The organism is Streptomyces sp. NPDC007189, assembly GCF_040703635.1.
Taxonomy (GTDB): Bacteria; Actinomycetota; Actinomycetes; order Streptomycetales; family Streptomycetaceae; genus Streptomyces.
Genome location: NZ_JBEYEY010000014.1, coordinates 38,152 through 57,161, shown reverse-complemented (window position 1 = coordinate 57,161; position 19,010 = coordinate 38,152). Strand labels below are relative to the sequence as shown.

16 protein-coding genes are annotated in these 19,010 nt (G+C 73.3%); 9 read left to right on the top strand and 7 right to left on the bottom strand.

Annotated elements, in window-relative coordinates; all coding sequences use genetic code 11:
• Positions 1 to 214: 214 nt before the first annotated feature.
• Positions 215 to 1,162 (bottom strand): SCO0930 family lipoprotein, encoded by a 948-nt coding sequence (locus AB0950_RS26570; protein WP_360574386.1) that lies wholly within the window; start codon positions 1,160 to 1,162, stop codon positions 215 to 217.
• Positions 1,163 to 1,890: 728 nt separating this feature from the next.
• On the opposite strand from AB0950_RS26570, the gene AB0950_RS26565 reads away from it, so the two are divergent.
• A complete protein-coding gene (locus AB0950_RS26565; protein ID WP_360159709.1) occupies positions 1,891 to 2,019 on the top strand; it encodes a hypothetical protein in 129 nt (42 codons plus the stop codon).
• Positions 2,020 to 2,051: 32 nt separating this feature from the next.
• Entirely contained in the window at positions 2,052 to 2,816 is a 765-nt protein-coding gene (locus AB0950_RS26560) for a hypothetical protein (RefSeq protein ID WP_360574384.1), read from the top strand.
• Between the two features lie 135 nt (positions 2,817 to 2,951).
• Here AB0950_RS26560 and AB0950_RS26555 read toward each other — a convergent pair whose 3' ends face one another.
• A complete protein-coding gene (locus AB0950_RS26555) occupies positions 2,952 to 3,842 on the bottom strand; it encodes a hypothetical protein (RefSeq protein WP_366779556.1) in 891 nt (296 codons plus the stop codon).
• Between the two features lie 334 nt (positions 3,843 to 4,176).
• Here AB0950_RS26555 and AB0950_RS26550 point away from each other — a divergent pair, with 334 nt between their 5' ends.
• Positions 4,177 to 4,854 carry a class F sortase gene (locus tag AB0950_RS26550; RefSeq protein ID WP_360159703.1) on the top strand — a complete coding sequence of 226 codons (678 nt, stop codon included), beginning with the start codon at positions 4,177 to 4,179 and terminating at the stop codon, positions 4,852 to 4,854.
• A 51-nt stretch (positions 4,855 to 4,905) separates the two neighbouring features.
• Here the strand turns inward: AB0950_RS26550 and AB0950_RS26545 are convergent, their stop codons facing one another.
• Together AB0950_RS26545 and lysX are read right to left on the bottom strand one after the other, a co-directional pair.
• On the bottom strand, positions 4,906 to 5,745 hold the full coding sequence (locus tag AB0950_RS26545; protein ID WP_366779555.1) for a polysaccharide deacetylase family protein: 840 nt from the start codon (positions 5,743 to 5,745) through the stop codon (positions 4,906 to 4,908).
• A gap of 124 nt (positions 5,746 to 5,869) precedes the next feature.
• Positions 5,870 to 9,148 carry a bifunctional lysylphosphatidylglycerol synthetase/lysine--tRNA ligase LysX gene (gene lysX / locus AB0950_RS26540; protein ID WP_360159699.1) on the bottom strand — a complete coding sequence of 1,093 codons (3,279 nt, stop codon included), beginning with the start codon at positions 9,146 to 9,148 and terminating at the stop codon, positions 5,870 to 5,872.
• Positions 9,149 to 9,558: 410 nt separating this feature from the next.
• On the opposite strand from lysX, the gene AB0950_RS26535 reads away from it, so the two are divergent.
• Positions 9,559 to 10,038 carry a universal stress protein gene (locus AB0950_RS26535; RefSeq protein ID WP_360159697.1) on the top strand — a complete coding sequence of 160 codons (480 nt, stop codon included), beginning with the start codon at positions 9,559 to 9,561 and terminating at the stop codon, positions 10,036 to 10,038.
• Here the strand turns inward: AB0950_RS26535 and AB0950_RS26530 are convergent.
• Positions 9,974 to 11,233 (bottom strand): MFS transporter, encoded by a 1,260-nt coding sequence (locus AB0950_RS26530; protein WP_366779554.1) that lies wholly within the window; start codon positions 11,231 to 11,233, stop codon positions 9,974 to 9,976. The genes AB0950_RS26535 and AB0950_RS26530 overlap by 65 nt on opposite strands.
• Before the next feature lie 102 nt (positions 11,234 to 11,335).
• Between AB0950_RS26530 and AB0950_RS26525 the strand changes: the two genes are divergently transcribed.
• From AB0950_RS26525 to AB0950_RS26505, 5 genes are all read left to right on the top strand, one after another.
• Positions 11,336 to 12,289: a LysR family transcriptional regulator gene (locus tag AB0950_RS26525; protein ID WP_366779553.1), complete on the top strand. Its 954-nt coding sequence runs from the start codon at positions 11,336 to 11,338 to the stop codon at positions 12,287 to 12,289.
• A gap of 49 nt (positions 12,290 to 12,338) precedes the next feature.
• Positions 12,339 to 13,763: an amino acid permease gene (locus AB0950_RS26520; RefSeq protein ID WP_360574374.1), complete on the top strand. Its 1,425-nt coding sequence runs from the start codon at positions 12,339 to 12,341 to the stop codon at positions 13,761 to 13,763.
• Positions 13,764 to 13,888: 125 nt separating this feature from the next.
• Positions 13,889 to 14,458: a sigma-70 family RNA polymerase sigma factor gene (locus AB0950_RS26515; RefSeq protein ID WP_366779552.1), complete on the top strand. Its 570-nt coding sequence runs from the start codon at positions 13,889 to 13,891 to the stop codon at positions 14,456 to 14,458.
• Positions 14,459 to 14,612: 154 nt separating this feature from the next.
• A complete protein-coding gene (locus tag AB0950_RS26510) occupies positions 14,613 to 15,128 on the top strand; it encodes a hypothetical protein (protein ID WP_360159687.1) in 516 nt (171 codons plus the stop codon).
• Between the two features lie 172 nt (positions 15,129 to 15,300).
• Positions 15,301 to 15,957, top strand: a complete 657-nt coding sequence (locus AB0950_RS26505; protein WP_360159685.1) for a zf-HC2 domain-containing protein — start codon at positions 15,301 to 15,303, stop codon at positions 15,955 to 15,957.
• Here AB0950_RS26505 and AB0950_RS26500 read toward each other — a convergent pair whose 3' ends face one another.
• Positions 15,958 to 16,821 (bottom strand): DNA-formamidopyrimidine glycosylase family protein, encoded by an 864-nt coding sequence (locus AB0950_RS26500; protein WP_360159683.1) that lies wholly within the window; start codon positions 16,819 to 16,821, stop codon positions 15,958 to 15,960.
• A 49-nt stretch (positions 16,822 to 16,870) separates the two neighbouring features.
• Positions 16,871 to 18,940, bottom strand: a complete 2,070-nt coding sequence (locus AB0950_RS26495) for a SpoIIE family protein phosphatase (protein ID WP_360159681.1) — start codon at positions 18,938 to 18,940, stop codon at positions 16,871 to 16,873.
• Between the last annotated feature and the right edge of the window lie 70 nt (positions 18,941 to 19,010).

The following is a 19,010-nucleotide window of genomic DNA, read 5'->3' as shown; positions in this document are numbered from 1 at the left end:
CAAAGGGGCGACCCGAACCGGAAATTGCCCGTCCGTTCCCCGCCACTGCCTGCGCAATCGCTGTCGCGTGTGCCGTGGTTTGCCCGTCTTGCGCGCGCCTTTCGCGAGCGGCCGGACCCCGCACAGCGGTCCGCCCCCTCCGTTGCGGTGCGGAGGGGGCGGACCTTCGGTGGCGCTCCGGGTCGGGCGGGGCGATCGACCCTGGGGAGGTGATCTAGTGGCCCGGCGCGCCGACCGGCTTTCCGTCGGGCGCGACGGCGTACCAGGTGCCGCCCACGCCCTGACCGTTGGTGTCGCCGGGGGCCTTGTCCCCGGAGAAGGTGTAGATCGGCCAGCAGTTGACCGTCATCTGCTTGACGCCGTCGGGACGGGTGAAGCCCATCAGGCCCTTCTTCTGGACGCCCCGGGTGTCGTCGGGCTTGACGATGCCGACGGCCGGCCACTTCTCCAGGCAGGCCCCGGTGCAGTTGGACACGGACTTCGGCCAGGCCTTGTCCTTGAGGAAGCGGTAGACCGTCATGCCGTTCTTGTCGACGACGATGTCCCCGAGCTTGGGGTCCTTGCGGACGGACAGGCCGGGCAGGGAGGAGAGGGAGGCCTTCTTGCCGTTCGGGGCGAGCGCGAACCACTTGCCGCCCACGCCCTGGCCGTTGGCGTCACCGGCCTTGGCGTCCTTGGCGTAGCGGTACGCGGGCCAGCCGCCGATGGTGAGCTGCTTGGTGCCGTCGGCGCGGGTGACCTCGCCGAGCAGCGACTTGTCGATCCCGGCGCCGGCCGTGGCGTCGTCGGCCGGCACCGGCGGCCAGGTGGTGGCGCAGGCGCCGTCACAGTTCGACTTGGGCGGATTCGCGGTGTCCTGGTCGAACCGGTACAGGGTGAGGCCGGAGCCGTCGGTCACGACCTTGCCCAGGGTGGGGTTGGTGTCCGCGGTGAGCTTGCCCGCGGGGGCGGCCGGGGTCGGCGAGCTGGAACTCTGGTTGCCGTCGGCGCCGTAGCCGTTGCCCGCGCCGGCGCCGGTGGTCGGGCTGCCCGCGGGCGCGGTGGCCCCGACGTTCTGCGCCGCCGAGGACGGGGTGCCGTTGTCCTGACCGCACGCCGTCGTCAGCGCCAGCACCGAGGCGGCTGTGACCACCATCGAGGCGGTCCGCCAGGAGGTCTTCATCTCCAACTCCCCAAGTTTGCCTGGTTGTTGCAGCGCCTGCCGCGCCGCCGCACGGTCATGGGTACGCATCGAGGGGGCGGGAGCGTTCAACGGGGAGGGGAAGTTCTTCGGGAATTTCTTTCCGGACCCTGTGACCGGTGCCGCCGGTGCGCGGCTCGTACGGGCGCACATTTCAGGCCGATCACACCGCTCACCCCGTCAAACCACTGATCGCCACATGTCCCCCTTTCTGAGCAAACCCGGGGGACCGTGGCGTACGACCTGTTCCCGGAACACATGATCTCGGCGTGCATGGACCCGAAGTGACCCGATGCGCGCCCGCCGCACGGCTGTTGGCCCTGGTGACGCTGGCCTGGACGCTGGTGGGCTGCCCCGTGGGCAGCGCGTCGGCCGACGCCTGTGCGTACGCCTCGACGGGCCCGGACGGCACGGCGGCGGTGGCCTACGCGGGCGGCGGCCACTGGCCGTCTCCGCCGCCCTGTCCGGCGCCCACCCCGCCCCCGTGCCCGCCGAGCCCCACGCCCACACCGACTCCGCCGCAACCCCCACCCCCGCCGCCGAAGCCGAAACCGACACCGCCCAGGCCGAAACCGGCGCCGAAACCCGCTCCGAGACCGCGGCCGCCGGCCCGGCCCGCCCCGGCGCCGCCCGCGCCGAAGCCCCCGCCCCCGCCTGCTCCACCGCCCGCGCCGAAGCCGAAACCCGCCCCGCGGCCGTCGGTGACGCCGGTGACCTACCCGGCGTACCACCCGCACCGCGCCGCGCACGTCGCGCCCCGCCACACCACGCCGGTCACCTACGTGCTGCTCATCACCGTCCCGGCGATCGTCGCCGTCGCGGCCCTGCGCCCGCGCTGACGCGCCGGCCCCTCACCTTCTGGAGGTATCCGTTGCCGGATTGGCTTGTTCTCGTCCTCGCGATGCTCGCGGCCTGTGCCGTGGTGGTGGTCGTCACCGTCCTGCGGCACAAGCGGGCTCCTGAGGACGAGGATCCCAGCGAGACCCCGGACGTCATCGAGTACATGACGATGTGGATCGGCGTCGTGTACGCGATCGTCCTGGGTCTCGCCATCGCGGGCGTGTGGGAGGCCCGCAACTCCGCGCAGGACTACGTGCAGTCCGAGGCCCAGGCGCTGCATGAGATCTCGGAGCGGGTCCGGGTGTATCCGCCGGACGTCCGCGACCGGATCCGCGGCGATGTCAACACCTATGTCAGCTATGTCGTCCACCACGAGTGGACGACGATGTACCGCGACGGGCGCGTCACCGACCGCGGCGCTCGGCTGCTGCAGACGGTCCGTCAGGACGTCACCGACTACAAGCCGAAGAACGACTTCGAGGCGCAGGCCTACCAGCCGCTGCTGGACCAGACGACCGCCGCCGACCAGGCGCGCAACGCCCGCGCCGACTCCACCGGGGCCACCATGCCGCCGGTGGTGTGGTGGGGGCTGCTCACCGGGGCGCTGATCACCGTCGGCATGGTGTTCGCGCTGCAGATCCGGCGCACGAGACGCGAACTGATCCTCGCCGGGCTGTTCTCCGCGACCATCGCGTTCATGCTGTTCCTCATCTGGGACTTCGACGCCCCCTTCAGCCGGGGCATGGCGGTGACCGCGGAACCGTTCCTGAACATGTTCCCGGGCGTCACCGGCTAGCCCCGGCCGCCGCCCGACGCCCCTCCCTTGAACGGCGGCGCACCCGTGTCCCCTGGGGACTGTCCCCACACACGGGTGCGCGGCCGTTCCCGTCCGTTCCGTCCACCGCGGAGCGAACGGCCGGGTGACGTGGCGTCAGCTCCGCTGCTCCCGGCGACGGCGCAGCCAGTACGCGCCGCCCCCGACCACCGACAGGCTCACCAGCCCGGCGCCGATGGCCATGTCGCTCGGTGTGGCGCCGGCGGATCGGCTGCCGCCGACACCGCCGTGGACGCCGCCGAGCACGGTGAAGGCGTCCGGGCGGACCAGGGTTCTGCCGTCGCAGCGGACCGTGAGGTCGTAGCGGCCGGGGCGGGCGTCGCGGTCGAGGCGGACGCCGGCGCGCGAGGCGCCGTCGCCGGACCCGTCGAGTCCGGTGGCGGGGAAGGCGCGGGAGGACATGGTGCCGCCCTCGGGGCAGCCCACCGCGCTGACGGTGAGCCGCCCGCCCGCCGGGAGGACCCCGGGCGTGACGACGATGTCACGCGGCCCTCTGTCGTCGTCCCGGGCGTCACCCCCGCGACCGGCGGATCCGTCGTGCCGGCCACCGCTTCCACTGTCCTCCGCCCCGCCGCCGTTTCCGTGGCCGTCCGCCCGGCCGGGGTTCCTGTTCTCGTCCGCCCGGCCGTCGTTTCCGTGGTGCTCGTCCCGGCCGGAATGGTCCGCCCGACCGGAGCCGTCCGCCCGGCTGGAATCGTCCGCCCGGCCGCCGTTTCCGTGGCCCTCGTCCCGACCGGGATGCTCCGCCCGACCGGAATCGTCCGCCCGGCCGCCGTTTCCGTGGCCCTCGTCCCGACCGGAATGGTCCGCCCGGCCGGAATCGTCCGCCCGGCCGGAGTGGTCCGGCCGGGCGGGGTGGTCCGCCCGGCCCGGGCTGGTGTACGGGACGTCGGCGTTGCCCGTGTCGTCCGCGACCGCCACTGGAGAGGCGAGTCCGAGCACGGCGGCCGCCGTCCAAGCGGCTGTCAGGGCACGTTGGTTGCGCATGTGAACCTCCGCGGGAGGCGCCCGGGGCCGTCCCCGGTCGATCGGCGAGAAAAACACCTCCCGGGACGACATTCGAGTGCGCGGAACACGCCCGCACGTCGAGAATGCTCTGTCCTGGTGACACAACTTTCCGCGAGAAAAGCACACAATCGGATATTGTCGCAGGTCACGAACCGTCAGAAAGCTTCGGTGAACGGCAACTCGGATGGCGCACCGCAAGACCCCCGCCGCCACCCGTTCGCCGCTCACCCCGTCTCCCGCCGCCTGCGCGGGGATTTAGCGTTTTCCCATGCGCGAGGGACGTGGTGACGGCCGCGTCGAGAGGGGATGGCGAATGTCTGCGTCCGAGCTGTTCGAACGGGCCGAAGAGGAGGAGCGGCGAAGGAGGCGTGCCCCGTGGGGCGTGACGGCGCTGGTTCTGCTGACCGGCATCGCGCTCATCCGCAACGGTTCGGGCGAGTTCGACGTCGGCCCGCCGCAGCCCGCCTCGGTGGCCGCCCCGGACAGCCGGCCCGCCACGGGCCCCCGCGCCCACTCCACGGCACCGGCGTCGCTCGCGTTCTCCGCCGCCGCCCGGGTGCGGATCCCGGCGATCCGGGTGGACGCGCCGGTGATGCCGGTCACCCTGGACAAGGACGGCTGGATCGGCGCGCCACCGCCGGAGAACCCGGACCTGGCGGGCTGGTTCACCGGCGCGGTCTCGCCCGGCGAGAAGGGCACGGCCGTCATCGTCGGGCACGTGGACAACCAGCAGGGCCCCGCCGTGTTCTACGGACTGGGAAACCTCAGGAAGGGAAACCGGATCGAGGTGCTGCGCAAGGACGGAAAGACCGCGGTGTTCGAGACCTACGGCGTCGAACTGTTCTCCAAGAGCGGTTTTCCGGGCGACCGTGTCTACGGCTCAAAAGGAACTCCGGAACTGCGGGTCATCACCTGCGGCGGCGGTTTCTCCAAGCAGCACGGTTACGACGGGAACGTGGTCGTCTTCGCCCGCCTGGTCGCGGTGCGGTGAACCACCGCGACCAGGCGGACCGAGATTCCGGGAACGGCCCCCGGAAAACCGTCACACGCGTCGTTTCGGCACCGTCATGCGATATCCGGAATCGAGGAGGTGGGGCAGCCACGCACGCAGCGCGCGAACGGTCTGCGAACGGTCGCCCCCGGCGTCGTGGGAGAGCACCACGGCACCGGGGGCGGCGTCTCGCTCCACCCGGTGGACGATGGTCCCGACCCCCGGCAGCATCCAGTCGGTGGTGTCGACGGTCCAGGCCAGCGGCTCCATGCCCATCTCGGCGCCCAGCCGGAACACGGTCCGGTTCCAGGCGCCGTAGGGTGCGCGGAACCACTGCGGGCGCTCGCCGTAGGCGTCCTCGATGACGTCGCTGGTCCTCTTCATCTCGTCGCGGATCCTCCTGCGGCTGAGGGCGGTCAGCAGCGGATGCGTCCAGGTGTGGTTGCCGACGACATGGCCGTCGTCGGCCATGCGGGCCACCAGTTCCCTGTTGCCGGCGACACACTGGCCGCACAGGAAGAACATGGCGCGTACGTCGTACTTGGCGAGGGTGTCCAGGACGTGCGGGGTGTACTCGGGGTCGGGTCCGTCGTCGAAGGTCAGCGTCATCCGCCGGCCGCGCCCGGGCATCCGCATGATGGGTTCGGTGCGGATCCTCAGCCTGTGCGGCGCGGCCCGCGGCGGTCCGTACCCGGTGAGCGGCTGGAGCCGGAAGGCGGACGGTCCGGGCGCCTGGCGGGCCTGCGGGCCGGGGGCGGGGGCGGGCGGGGCGGCCTCGGGGCTTTCCTCGGCGCCGCCCGCCAGGACGGCTCCGGCGGTACCCGCGGCCCCCAGCGCGGCGGCGCCGGCCAGGAGCAACCGGCGCCGCGTGAACAACTGATCCTTCTGCATGACTCATCACTCGCGCACGCACCGCTCCGGCGCTCCGCAACGACACCGGTGCGGCCGCGGGAATACACCCGGACGGCCCAGTGCGGGTGCCGTGGCGGCCGGACGGCGGCCGGGGGCGCGCGGCTCAGCGGCGGCGCACCAGCGGGAAGGGCAGGGTCTCCCGGATCGTCAGGCCGGTGAGGAACATCACCAGCCGGTCGACGCCGATGCCGAGCCCCCCGGTCGGGGGCATGGCGTACTCCAGGGCCTGAAGGAAGTCCTCGTCCAGTTCCATGGCCTCCGCATCGCCCCCGGCGGCCCGCAGCGACTGCTCGGTCAGCCGCCGGCGCTGCTCCACCGGGTCGGTCAACTCGGAGTAGGCGGTGCCGAGTTCGGTGCCGAAGGCGACGAGGTCCCAGCGCTCGGCGAGCCGCGGGTCGGCGCGGTGCTGCCGGGTCAGCGGGGAGACGTCGGTGGGGAAGTCCTTGTAGAAGGTGGGGGCGCCGGTGCGTTCCTCGACCAGCCGCTCGTACATCTCCAGCACGATGTCGCCGGGCCCGTCGTCGGCGGTGTACGGCACCCCGGCCCGGTCGCACAGCCGGTGCAGCCGCAGCAGTTCGGTGCCGGGGCCGATCTCCTCCCCCAGCACCTCGGAGATCGCGCCGTACACGGTCTTGACCGGCCACGGCCCGGACAGGTCGTACTCCTGCCCGTCCCTGCGGGCCACCGGGGCGCCGAAGGCGGCGGTCGCCGCGCCCTGGACCAGTTCGCGGGTGAGGTCGAGCATGACGTCGTAGTCGGCGTACGCCTGGTAGGCCTCCAGCATCGTGAACTCGGGGTTGTGCTTGTAGGAGACGCCCTCGTTGCGGAATGTGCGGCCCAGTTCGAAGACCTTCTCCAGGCCGCCCACGCACAGCCGCTTCAGATACAGCTCGGGGGCGATGCGCAGGTACAGGTCGAGGTCGTAGGCGTTGCTGTGGGTGGTGAAGGGGCGGGCGTTGGCGCCGCCGTGGATCTGCTGGAGCATCGGGGTCTCGACCTCGACGTAACCGCGGTCCAGCAGTCCCTGCCGCAGGGCCTGTACGGCGGCGGAGCGGGCCCGGAGCACGGCGCGGGCGGCGGGGCTGGTGGCGAGGTCGAGATGGCGGCGGCGGACCTTCGCCTCGGGGTCGGCGAGGCCCCGGCGCTTGTCGGGCAGCGGGCGCAGGCATTTGCCGGTGAGCTGCCAGGAGGTGCCGAAGACGGTGGGCTCGCCCTTGTCGCTGAGGCCGGCGCGGCCGGTGACGGTGAGGTGGTCGCCGATGTCGCACACGGCGGTGAAGCGGTCGAGGGCGGCGCCGGAGCGGTCGCGGGTGAGGGCGATCTGGTGGTCGCCGGACCAGTCGCGCAGCACGGCGAAGACGATGCCGCCGAAGTCGCGGACCAGCATGAGCCGGCCGGCGACGGTGACGTCCGCGCCGGGGGGCACGTCGGCGAGGGCGTGGGTGGGGGCGGGGACGCCGACCGGGTAGGGGTCGGTGCCGCCGGCGCGCAGCCGGTCGAGCTTGCGGTGCCGTACGCGGACCTGGTCGGGCAGGCCCGCCCGCGGTGCGGCGGGTCCGGCCCGCTCCCCCGCTTCGAGGCCGAGCGCCGTCAGGGACGGCAGCCCCTGTGTGGTGGCGGGCCGCTGCCCGTTCCTCGGGCGCCCCTTTCCCCAGAGCTTGCGCAGCGACGGAACGGAGACGAAGCCTTCGGCGATGCCGGAGGCCAGGCCGATGCGGGCGAGGGCGGCGGCGTCGCCGTAGCAGAGGAACCGCGGATACCACTCCGGGTGGTACTTGGCGTTGGAGCGGTACAGGGCCTCCAGCTGCCACCAGCGGGAGAAGAACAGCAGCAGCCGGCGCCACAGCCGCAGCACGGGTCCGGCGCCGATGCGGGCGCCCTCCTCGAACACCGAGCGGAAGACCGCGAAGTTCAGCGAGATCCTGCGGATGCCCAGCTTGGGCGCGGCGGCGCACAGCTCGGCGACCATGAACTCCATGACCCCGTTGGGGGCGGCGCGGTCGCGGCGCATCAGGTCCAGGGAGACGCCGTCGCGGCCCCACGGCACGAAGGAGAGCAGGGCGAGCAGCCGGCCGTCCTCGCCCAGGGCCTCCACGAGCAGGCAGTCGCCGTCGGCGGGGTCGCCGAGCCGGTCCAGGGCCATGGAGAAGCCGCGCTCGGTCTCGGTGTCGCGCCAGGCGTCGGCCTTGTCGACGATCTCCTCCATCTCCCGCTCGGTGAGGGTGGCGTGCCGGCGGATCCGGCAGGTGGCGCCGGTACGGCGGACGCGGTGCACGGCCTGCCGGGTCACCCGCATGTCCCGGCCGTCCAGATCGAAGGAGGCCACGTGCACGATCGCCTCGTCACCGAGCTGCAGGGCGCCGAGCCCGGCGCGGGCGTAGGTGCGGGCGCCGTCCTCGGAGGCGCCCATCACCGCGGGCACCCAGGCATGGCGGCGGGCGACGTCCAGCCAGGCGGCGATGGCGTGCGGCCAGGCCTCCGTGTCGCCGACGGGGTCACCGCTGGCGAGGCAGACGCCGGCCTCGACGCGGTAGGTGACGGCGGCCTTGCCGCTGGGCGAGAAGACGACGGCCTTGTCGCGGCGGGTGGCGAAGTAGCCGAGGGAGTCCCGTTCGCCCCAGGCCGCGAGGAGGGCGCGGATGCGGGCCTCCTCGTCGCCGTGCAGGGCGGCTTCCAGGCGCTGGGAGCGGAACAGGGCGGCGGCGGCGTTCAGCAGGGCGAGGGCGCCGAGGAGGCCGAGCACGAAGGTGACCCGGCGGGGCGGGCGGCCGGCGAAGGAGCCGCTCGAGACCAGTCCGCCGCAGACCCGGTCGGCCGCCCAGGCCAGGTGCTGGCTCGCCGGCAGCGTGCCCGGGAACATCATGACGAGCGCCCAGCCCAGCAGGATGGCCACGGCGAGGCCGCCCAGCAGCACGGCGAGCGCCCGCCAGACCGCTCCGCGGCGGGAGGCGGCGTAGAACTCCCGGCGGGCCACCACGAGCAGGGCCAGCAGCAGGCCGCACAGCACCAGCGACGGCAGTGACGCGGCGTACAGGCCGAGGCCCGCGCCGAGGGCGTCGGTGAGGACGACCAGGCCCAGATAGACGACGACCAGCCACCAGGCGACCTTCTTGCGGGCGGCGGTGGCGGCGCCGAGCAGGAACAGGAAGACGGCGTAGGCCAGGTTGGCGCTGATGGGCACCAGCACCAGGTCCAGGGTGCGGGCGACCGGGCGGAGCAGCCGGCGCAGCGGTTCGATGAGCGCGAGCAGGGCGCACAGCAGTCCGAGCGCCGCGAAGAGCGTCGCGAAGGCCTCGGGCACCCAGCCGAGCCGCCGGCCGGCGGGCGGGCGCGCCGAGGCCGTGACGTCCCTCCGTGCGGCGGGCTCCGCGCTGGCGGTCATGATTCCGACTGTAGGAAGGCGCCGCCCGCCTCGCCCGTCGAGACGGCACGCCAGCACGCTCCGGGCGGTACCGGCCCGGCGCGGGCGGCCCCACGGCGCGCAACCAGACCGTACGCCCATCGGCCGCCCGCCACGCGCGACCAGACCGCACGTCGCATCAGCCGCCCACCGCAGGCGGCCAGACCGCACCCCGCATCACCCGCCCACCACACGCCACCAAACCGCACCCCGCACCACCCGCCCACCACACGCCACCAAACCGCACCCCGCACCACCCGCCCACCACACGCCACCAAACCGCACCACGCACCACCCGCCCACCACACGCGCGGTGCACCGCGGGCCGTTGGGTCTGGCCCGGGTCGCTGCCGCGCTTAGCGGGAACCGTGTATTCCGATAACCTCACGGCCGTGACGGAACAGCACTCGCACTCGCACTCTCACTCGCACCAGTTCGAGCGGGGTACGGACGGGCCGAAGGTCATCGTCGTCGGTGTGGACGGCTCCGACTCCAGCCTGCGTGCCGCGGCGTACGCGGGCGGGCTCGCCCGGCGGCAGCATGCGCTGCTGGCCGTGGTGTACGTGCAGCCGGTGCTGGCGGCCGGGGCGGCGCTCGGGGCGCCGGTGGCGGAGACGACCGACGAGATCGCCGAGGATCTGGTCACGTACATCCGCGAGGCGGCCGAGCGGGTCAAGGGGATATTCGAGGTGCGCTGGGAGTTCCACACCTTCCGCGGCGACCCCTACAGCGGGCTGGTGAAGGCGGCCGACGAGCTGAAGGCGGACGCGGTGGTCGTGGGCGCCTCCGAGCAGGCCGGCCACCGGTTCATCGGCTCGGTGGCGATCCGGCTGGTGAAGGCGGGGCGCTGGCCGGTGACGGTCGTGCCGTGACCTCCCGGGTCGCCCGCAGCAGCAGGGGCGGCGTCGCCAGGAGCAGGACGCCGGCCAGGGCGATGGCGGCGCGGGGACCGGTGAGGCTCGCCAGCAGGCCCCACAGGGCGGTCAGGGCGGCCGTGGTGGCCTTGCCGGTGACCGACCAGGCGGACAGGGTGCGGGCGACCCGGTCGTCGGGGGTGCACTCCAGGCGGCGGGTGGCGTACACGGGGCTGTAGACGCCCGAGCAGGTGATCACCCCGAACTCCAGGACCATCACCAGCAGCAGTCCGGACGGTCCGGGCCGGATGAAGGCGAGGCCGAGGGGCCAGACGGCGCGCAGGGTGCCCGCGACGCGCAGCACCCGCAGCTGCCCGTGGCGGGCGACGAGCGGGCGGGCCAGCCGGGAGCCGAGGAGGCCGCCGAGGCAGGGCACGGCGAAGGCGAGGCCGTACTGCCAGGGGGCGAAGCCGAGCGGGCCGAGCATGAGGACGGCCAGCGGCGGCGCGGCGACCATGATCAGGGCGTTGGCCGCGAGGTTGTTGAAGAACAGCGGCCGCAGTTCGGGGCTGGTGAGGATGTGCCGCCAGCCGTCGAGGAGGTCGGCGGCGCGCAGGCGCCGCCCGCCGGTGCGCTGAGGCCGCGGCTCACCGCCGCCGACGGCCCGGATGCCCAGGGCCGACAGCAGGAAGCTGACCGCGTTCGCCGCGACGGTCGCCACCGGGCCGAACAGGCCGATCGCGGCGCCGCCGAGGGGCGGCCCGAGGACCAGGGCGGTCCAGTTGGTGGACTCGAACCGGGAGTTCGCGGCGAGCAGCCGGCCGGCCGGCACGAGCGCTTTCAGGAAGGCGCCGGAGGCCGCGTTGAAGGTGATGTCGGCGGCCGCGACGACGACGGACACCAGCAGCAGCTGGCCGAGGCGGAGCCCGCCGAGCGCGTAGGCGGCGGGGACGGTGAGCAGCGCGGCGAACCTGACGAGGTCCATCGTGATCATCACCGGCCGCTTGCGCCGGAACTCCACCCAGGGCCCGAGCGGGATCGCGGCCACGGCGCCCACCGCGGGCCCGGCCGCCGCGAGCAGCGCCACCTCGGCCGGGCCGGCGTGCAGCGCGATGACCGCGATCACCGAGAACGCGTCGAAGGCGAGGTAGGTGCCGAGCGCGCTCACCGCGTACGCGGCCCACAGCCACCCGAACCGCCGGCCCAGCCCCATGCACAACCTCCCGTTGACCCGGGACATGAAAACGCGCAGGTGGGCGCCGAATCAAACAACTGCCGGGAGGGTCCGCACAACCACCGGTTGTACGGTGACGACGTGGACCTCAAGGCAGTGCGCACCTTCGTCACCGTGGCCGACTCGGGACAGTTCCAGGAGGCCGCGGCCGTCCTGGCGATCACCCAGCAGGCCGTCTCCAAGCGGATCTCCGCGCTGGAGAAGGAGCTGGGCGTGCGCCTGTTCACCCGTACCGCCCGGGGCGCGGAGCTGACGGTCGACGGCCATGCCTTCCTGCCGTACGCCCGCGAGCTGCTGCTGGCCGAGGAGCGCGCGGCCGCCTCCGTACGGCTCGGGCGGCGCGCCCTGCGGGTCGACGTGATCGGCGCGCGGCTCGCCCCGGCGGGGCTGCTGCGCGGCTTCCACGAGGCGCATCCGGACATCGCCCTGGACGTCGTCACGCTCTTCGACGTGGACTCGGCGCTCACCGCCCTGCGCTCGGGTGCGATCGACGCGTCCTTCCGCGCCGTGGCCATGCCGGGCCGGCCGCTGCCCAGGGGCGTCGAGGCCGCGCCGGTGTACGCCGAGCCGATCGAGCTGCTCACGGGCCCGGGGCACGCCCTGGCCGATCGGCGCTCGGTGTCGCCCGGGGAGCTGGCCGGGCACCGGATCTGGATGCCGGGCATCGTGGAGGGCACCGAGTGGGCCGCCTACTACGCCTCCCTCGCCGCCGAGTTCGGGCTCACCATCGACTCCTCGGGCCCGAACTTCACCGGGGCGGTGCAGGACGCGGTCGCCGGTTCCGACTCCCTGGCGACCCTCGTCAGTGAGCGGACCCGGCCGGCCTGGCCGGCCGGCCACGATCTGCGCCGTATCCCGCTGCGCGACCCGACGCCCGTCTACCCGCACTCCCTGCTGTGGGTCACCGCCAACCCGCACCCGGCGCTGCCCGCCCTGCGCGCCCATCTCACGGCCGGGCCGCCGGCCCGGCCCGACGGCCGCGTCTGGACGCCCGCCTGGGCCGTGCGTGGCGTCTTCCCCGCACGGCGCCCCTGAGTCATCATGATCCGGCGTCAGCCGTTGCCGTCGGCGAAGGGTGAGGGGCATGGCCAGGCTCCGCGCGGGTGAGGGGATTCTCCGGCGCAAACCCATCGAGCACATCGAGGACACCGAGGTCGGCGAGGGCACCCGGCTGGACCGCTCGCTCGGCCTGTGGCAGCTCACCGCGATCGGCGTGGGCGGCATCATCGGCGCCGGCATCTTCACGCTGGCGGGCACGGTGGCCAACGGCACGGCGGGCCCCGCGGTGCTGGTGTCGTTCCTGGTCGCTGGTGTGGCGAGCGCCTGCGCGGCGCTGTCGTACGCCGAGTTCGCCGGGCTGATCCCGAAGGCGGGGTCGGCGTACACCTACGGCTATGCGGTGCTCGGCGAGTTCGCGGGCTGGTTCATCGGCTGGGACCTGCTGCTGGAGTACACCGCGATCGTGGCGGTGGTGGCCATCGGCATCTCGGGCTACTTCGGCTTCCTGGTCGAGGAGATGGGCGCGAAGCTGCCCGCCTGGATGCTGGGCGCGCCCGGCACCGGGGCCGGGCATCGGGTCGATCTCTTCGCGGCGGTCCTGTGCCTGCTGATCGCCTGGCTGCTGAACCTGGGCATCCGCAGCGCGGCCCGCTTCGAGACCGTCGTGGTGGCGCTGAAGGTGCTGGTGGTGCTGATGGTGATCGGGGTCGGCGTCTTCCACATCGACTCGTCGAACTACCACCCGTTCTTCCCGTTCGGCGTCGGCGGCGCCTTCACCGGCGCGGCGACGGTGTTCTTCGCGGTGTTCGGCTACGACGCCATGTCGACGGCGGCGGAGGAGTCGAGGGACGCCCAGCGGCACATGCCCAAGGCGATCGTCTACTCGCTGGTGATCTCGATGGTGCTGTACGTGGCGGCCTGTCTGGTGCTGACGGGCATGCAGCCGTACCGGCACATCGACCCGGAGAGCGGCTTCTCCTCGGCGTTCAAGGCGGTGGGTCTGCACGGGCTCGCGGACGTGATCGCGGTGGGCGCGATCATCGGCATCCTCACGGTGATGTTCACGTTCATGCTGGGCGTGACCCGGGTGTGGTTCTCCATGTCCCGTGACGGTCTGCTGCCCCGGTGGTTCGCCAAGACGCACCCCACGCGGCACGTGCCGACCCGGGTGACCTGGATCGTCGGCGTCGCCTCGGCCGCCATCGCCGGGTTCGTCCCGATCGGCTCGGCGGCCGAGCTGACCAACATCGGCATCCTGCTGGCGTTCGTGGTGGTGTGCGCGGCGGTGATCGTGCTGCGCTACCGGCGCCCCGAGCTGCCGCGCACCTTCCGCACGCCCGGGATGCCCGTCGTACCGGCGATGGGGTGCGTCTTCTCCGTCTGGCTGATCACGTTCCTGCACTGGCAGACGTGGGTGCGGTTCGCGGTGTGGTTCGTGATCGGGTGCCTGATCTACTTCGGCTACTCCTACAAGCGCTCGGTGCTGGCCCAGGAGCGGCCCGCCGCATGACCGGCCGGGGCAGGCGGCGCCGTCGCGGACCGTTCGTCCGACCGTTCGCCGACCCGATCGACCGTCCGTCGCTCCGGCGGCGCCACGCCCTGTCCCCCGGCCGCGCCCTGCGCTGCCATACGGCCATGACGGCCGGAACCCCACTCACCCGCGAGCCGGCGGCACCGCCCCACGGGACGACGACCGCCGAGCACGAACTGGCCGCGCTCCAGCGCGAGCACGGCGGACCGCTGTTCGCCCTGCTGCTCCGGCTCTGCGACGGCGACCGGCAGCGGGCCGAGGACCTCGTCCAGGAGACCCTGGTGCGCGCCTGGCAGCATCCCGAGGCGCTGCACGCCGAGGACTTCGCCTCCGTACGCCCCTGGCTGCTCACCGTCGCCCGGCGGCTCGCCATCGACGCCCGGCGGGCCCGGCAGGCGCGGCCGCCGGAGACCGGCGCCGAGCTTCCCGAGACCGCGCGGGTGACCGCCGATCACGCCGAGCGGGCCGCCGCGATGCTCGATGTGCGCAGGGCTGTGAAGACGCTCACGCCGGAACACCGTGACGTGCTCGTACTCGTGTATTTCCTCGGTGCCAGTGTGGCGGAAGCGGCGCAGACCCTGGGCGTGCCACCCGGTACCGTGAAGTCCCGCGCGTACTACGCGCTGCGCGCGCTGCGCCGGGTCCTTCCGGATTATGCGGCCGACCTGCACTGAAACCGGAAGCGAAGCAAAGTCTTCGCAAAGCGCCTTGCTGTGCCCCCCGTTGGGGCAATGGGCTGTCCTCATCCGCGTTCCCGGGCGGGCCGGGGCTGCGATCCCGGCGGGGCCCGGGCGACGAGGGCACGTACCGGAGGAAGGGCAGGAAGGGATGCAGCACAGAGGGCACGAGAGCACGGACGGCACCGACGGTGGTGAACTGACCGTCCCCATGGCCTGGTTGTACGCCGAGTACATCGCCGACGAGCTGCTGCGCACCGGCGATCTGATGCCGCCGACCTCCTTCGAGTTCCGGGCCGGCCGGGACGCGCTGGCGCTCACCGTCTTCCTGTCCGACACCGACGGCGAGCTGTCCGGCATCCGGGTGATCTCCCAGCTGGAGAACTGGCTGTCGCTGACCGCCTACGACCAGCCGTGGCGGGACTGGGTGCGCGCGCGCATGACCGAGCTGACCGAGCAGGCCGACCGGTCCGGCACCCGCTCCCCCGACCTGGCCCTCGCCGCGGACGCCTGGCGCTGGCTGGAGGAGACCGAGCTGCTCGCACCGGACCTGGACGCGGTGCCGGGCGGCGGCGCGGCGGCCGGCGAGGACGAGGGGCCGAAGGTGTGGACGCCGGCCTGGCGACTCGGGCTGCCCCTCGGGCACCTCGCGATCCACCTGTTCTGACCGCTCGCCGCGACCCCTGCGAAGTTTTCCGGAAACCGACCAATCCACGTGCCGCGCGGCTCCGAATCTCTCGTCCGGGATTCTGCGGCGGCTTGAGTGATTCGGCTGTCGGCTGCGTACGGGTGGGAGCACGGAGTAACCCCACCCGCACCCATCGGCACGAGGATTCGGCATGAGGTCCCTGGAAAGGCATCGCGACGTCGGCGCGTACGCGCTCGGCGTGCTGGACGAGGCGGAGGCCTTCCGCTTCGAGGACCACCTCATGGAGTGCCCTCAGTGCGCGGCACAGGTGACCGAATTCGGGCCGGCCACGCGGCAGTTGATGCTGTACCGGCGCGCCACGCCGCGCTTTGTGCACCCCATGGCACAGCCCGGTCACCGGCTGCTGGACCGGCTGCTCGGCGAGGTCGCGCACCGGCACCGGGCGCGCCGCAGGCGCCTGCTGTACGGCCTGGCCGCCTCCGTGGTGCTGGCCGTGGCCGGTCCGGGGATCGTCGCCTTCACCGGCCATGCGGAGCAGGCCGCGCACATCACCGCGGCGACGGACGCGCGGACCGGGGTGTGGGCCGAGGTCACCGCCGACGACGGGGACACCGGCAGCCGGCTGCTGCTGAAGATCAAGGACGGCACCGGGCCGCACGCCTGCCGGCTCGTGGTCGTCGGTCGCGACGGCTCCGAGGAGACCGCCGGCACCTGGATGGAACCCGGCCGCAACGCCGGCACCTTCACCACGCTCGGGGCCTCCACCCTGCACCCCGAGCAGATCGCCCGCTACGACGTGCTCACCACGGACGGGCAGCGGCTCGTGTCCGTCGGCGCGGGCCGGTGACTACTTCAGCAGCCGGGACAGTCTGCGGTCCGCCAGGGGCTTGCCGCCCGTCTGGCAGGTGGGGCAGTACTGCAGCGAGGAGTCGCTGAAGGAGACCTCGCGGATGGTGTCCCCGCACACCGGGCACGGCTCGCCGGTGCGGCCGTGGACCCTCAGGCCGCTCTTCTTCTCCGCCTTCAGCCGCCCGGCGGCCAGCCCCCGGGAGCGCTCGACCGCCTCGGTGAGCGTCGAGCGCAGCGCCTCGTGGAGCCGGTGGGTCTCCTGCGGGGTCAGGGAGGCGGCGAGCTTGAACGGGGACATCCTCGCGGCGTGCAGGATCTCGTCGCTGTAGGCGTTGCCGACGCCCGCGATCAGGGACTGGTCGCGCAGGGCGCCCTTCAGCTGCCGTCGCTCGTCCTTGAGCAGGGCGGCGAGCCGGTCCTCGTCGAAGTCTGCGGCGAGCGGGTCCGGGCCGAGGCGGGCGATGCCCTCGACCTCGCGCGGATCGCGGACGACGTACACCGCGAGGCGTTTCTGGGTGCCGGCCTCGGTGAGGTCGAAGCCCTCGCCGGTCTCCAGCGCCACCCGCAGCGCGAGCGGGCCCTTGCCGGGTCTGGGCGGGCCGGAGGGCAGCCGGTCCTTCCACTGCAGCCAGCCGGCCCGGGCCAGATGGGTCACCAGGTGCAGCCCGCTGTCCGCGGCGAGGTCCAGGAACTTGCCGTGCCGCCGCACGGCCGTCACCTCGCCGCCCTCCAAGGCGGTGACCGGGGGGTCGTACGTCTTCAGGACGCTGACGGCGAGCGGCAGCACCCGCGCCACCCGGCGGCCGACCAGGTGCTCGGTGAGGAAGTCCTTGAGCGCTTCTACCTCGGGCAGTTCCGGCATACGTCCAGAGTGCCATCCGGCACGGACACCGCCCCCGTCGTGACGCGCGTCAGCCGTCCCGGCGGAACTCGCACCACACCGCCTTGCCGCCGCCCCGGGCCTCCACGCCCCACCCGTCGGCGAGCATGTCCACGAGCAGCAGGCCTCGGCCGGAGACGCCGTCCTCGCCCGGCTCGCGGCGGCGCGGCAGGGCGCTGGAGGAGTCCTCGACCTCGATGCGCAGCTTGCGCTGACCGCTGTCCAGGGCGCGCAGGGTCACGATCGCGGAGCCCTCGGTGTGCATCAGCGCGTTGGTGATCAGCTCGTCGGCGACCAGTTCGATCTCGTCGGCGCGGTCGCGGTAGCCCCAGGAGCGGACCGCGGCGCGGATCAGGTGCCGGGCCTGGGTGAGGGCCTCGGGGTCGCCGGGCGCCACATGCTGCTGGAGCCTGCCGCCGGCCGGCGGGGCCTCCGGGGTGCGCCGGCGCAGCAGGAGCAGCGCCACGTCGTCGTCGCCGCCCCGCTCCTCGGCCTGCTGGATCAGCAGGTCGGCGAGGGCGCGCACGTCCCCGGGGCCGGCCGCGACGAGCGCCGTCAGCCGGCGCATCCCGTCGTCGAGGTCGGCGCCGGGCTGTTCGACCATCCCGTCGGTGCACAGCACCAGGGTGTGGCCGGGGTCGAGTTCCAGGGTGGAGACCGGGTAGTCCAGCCGGCCGAACTCGGCGGACAGGCCGAGCGGCAGCCCGCCCTCGACCGGCACCCGGTAGCAGCGGCCGTCGCCGTGCCGGATCAGCGGGTCGATGTGCCCGGCGCGGACCGCCTGGACGACTCCGGTGGCCAGGTCGGCCTCGGCGTACAGGCAGGTGGCGAAGCGGTCGGTGTCGAGTTCGTGCAGGAAGACGGAGGCGCGGGCCATCACGGCGGCCGGGGTGTGTCCTTCGGCGGCGTAGGCGCGCAGCACGATCCGCAGCTGGCCCATGACGGCCGCCGCGTGGGTGTCGTGGCCCTGGACGTCGCCGATGACCGCGCCGACCCGGCCGCCGGGCAGCGGGATCAGGTCGTACCAGTCGCCGCCGATGTTCCGGCCCGCGGCGGCCGACCGGTAGCGGACGGCGACGTCGGCGCCGCGGACGCCGGGGATGGTGCGGGGCAGCATGGCCTGCTGCAGGCCCTGCGCGAGGTCCTTCTCCTGTTCGTAGAGCATGGCCCCCTGCAGGCTCTGCGCGACGCTGCTGCTGAACGCGACCAGGACGGCGCGCTCCTCGGGGGAGAAGCCGCGCCGGTCGCTGTAGAGGAGCCCCATGGCGCCGATCGGGCGGGCCTGGGCGATCAGCGGCAGATAGGCGGCCGAGGTGACCCGCAGCTCGGTGAGGTGCGGCCAGAGGATGGGGTAGCAGTCGGCGAACTCCTCCGGGGACTCGATGAACCGCGGCAGCAGGGTGCGCACGACCTCGCTCATCGGGTAGGGCTCGTCGATCCGGGTGACCTGGGTGCCGGGCACGGACGCGTCGACGGGGCCCTCGGCGACCAGCCGGATGCGGCCGGCCTCCACCAGCCCCATCACCAGACTGGCCGCGCCGAGATGGCGGATGCCGCGGGTGTCCTTGAGGGCCTCGATGACGTCCTGGACGCTGCGGGCGTGGGCGAGGGCGGCGGAGACGGCCTGGACGACGTTCGTCTGCTGGCGGAAGGCCTCGTCCTGGGCGGCGCGCGCGCTGCGTGCCTCGCTCTCGGTGAGTTCCTGGGTGGCGTCCCGGACGATGCCGATGACCCGGCGCGGGCGGCCGGAGTCGTCCCGGCGGATGTAGCCCTGGGTGTGGGTCCAGCGGAGGGTGCCGTCGCGGCAGCGGATGCGGAAGTAGCCGCCGTAGTTCTCCCTGCCGTCCTTGATGGCCTGGGACACCATGGCGTCGACCCGGGCGGCCTCGGGCGGCGGCACCCGGGCGGCGAGGGACTCGGGGTGTCCGTCGTACTCCCCGGGCACCAGGTCGAACACCTCGTGCGCCTGGGCGTCCATGTGGAACAGGCCCGTGTCCAGGTCCCAGTCGAAGCTGCCCATGCGGTTGAGCGCCAGGATCGGATCCGGGTGGGCGGGCCAGCCTTCCGGGAGTGACACGGCACTCGCTCCCCGAACTGCCATGCGCCCACCTTGCCAGCATTCATCCGATTCTTCGACCTGTTCGGCCCGGTGGGACCGGTGGGATCCCGGG

What these genes read in the sequence shown, in the direction of transcription:
- AB0950_RS26570 (WP_360574386.1), bottom strand. Translation starts at nt 1,162, where the DNA reads ATGAAGACCTCCTGGCGGACCGCCTCGATGGTGGTCACAGCCGCCTCG.
- AB0950_RS26555 (WP_366779556.1), bottom strand. Translation starts at nt 3,842, where the DNA reads ATGCGCAACCAACGTGCCCTGACAGCCGCTTGGACGGCGGCCGCCGTG.
- AB0950_RS26550 (WP_360159703.1), top strand. Translation starts at nt 4,177, where the DNA reads ATGTCTGCGTCCGAGCTGTTCGAACGGGCCGAAGAGGAGGAGCGGCGA.
- AB0950_RS26545 (WP_366779555.1), bottom strand. Translation starts at nt 5,745, where the DNA reads ATGCAGAAGGATCAGTTGTTCACGCGGCGCCGGTTGCTCCTGGCCGGC.
- lysX (WP_360159699.1), bottom strand. Translation starts at nt 9,148, where the DNA reads ATGACCGCCAGCGCGGAGCCCGCCGCACGGAGGGACGTCACGGCCTCG.
- AB0950_RS26530 (WP_366779554.1), bottom strand. Translation starts at nt 11,233, where the DNA reads ATGGGGCTGGGCCGGCGGTTCGGGTGGCTGTGGGCCGCGTACGCGGTG.
- AB0950_RS26520 (WP_360574374.1), top strand. Translation starts at nt 12,339, where the DNA reads ATGGCCAGGCTCCGCGCGGGTGAGGGGATTCTCCGGCGCAAACCCATC.
- AB0950_RS26515 (WP_366779552.1), top strand. Translation starts at nt 13,889, where the DNA reads ATGACGGCCGGAACCCCACTCACCCGCGAGCCGGCGGCACCGCCCCAC.
- AB0950_RS26510 (WP_360159687.1), top strand. Translation starts at nt 14,613, where the DNA reads ATGCAGCACAGAGGGCACGAGAGCACGGACGGCACCGACGGTGGTGAA.
- AB0950_RS26505 (WP_360159685.1), top strand. Translation starts at nt 15,301, where the DNA reads ATGAGGTCCCTGGAAAGGCATCGCGACGTCGGCGCGTACGCGCTCGGC.
- AB0950_RS26500 (WP_360159683.1), bottom strand. Translation starts at nt 16,821, where the DNA reads ATGCCGGAACTGCCCGAGGTAGAAGCGCTCAAGGACTTCCTCACCGAG.
- AB0950_RS26495 (WP_360159681.1), bottom strand. Translation starts at nt 18,940, where the DNA reads ATGGCAGTTCGGGGAGCGAGTGCCGTGTCACTCCCGGAAGGCTGGCCC.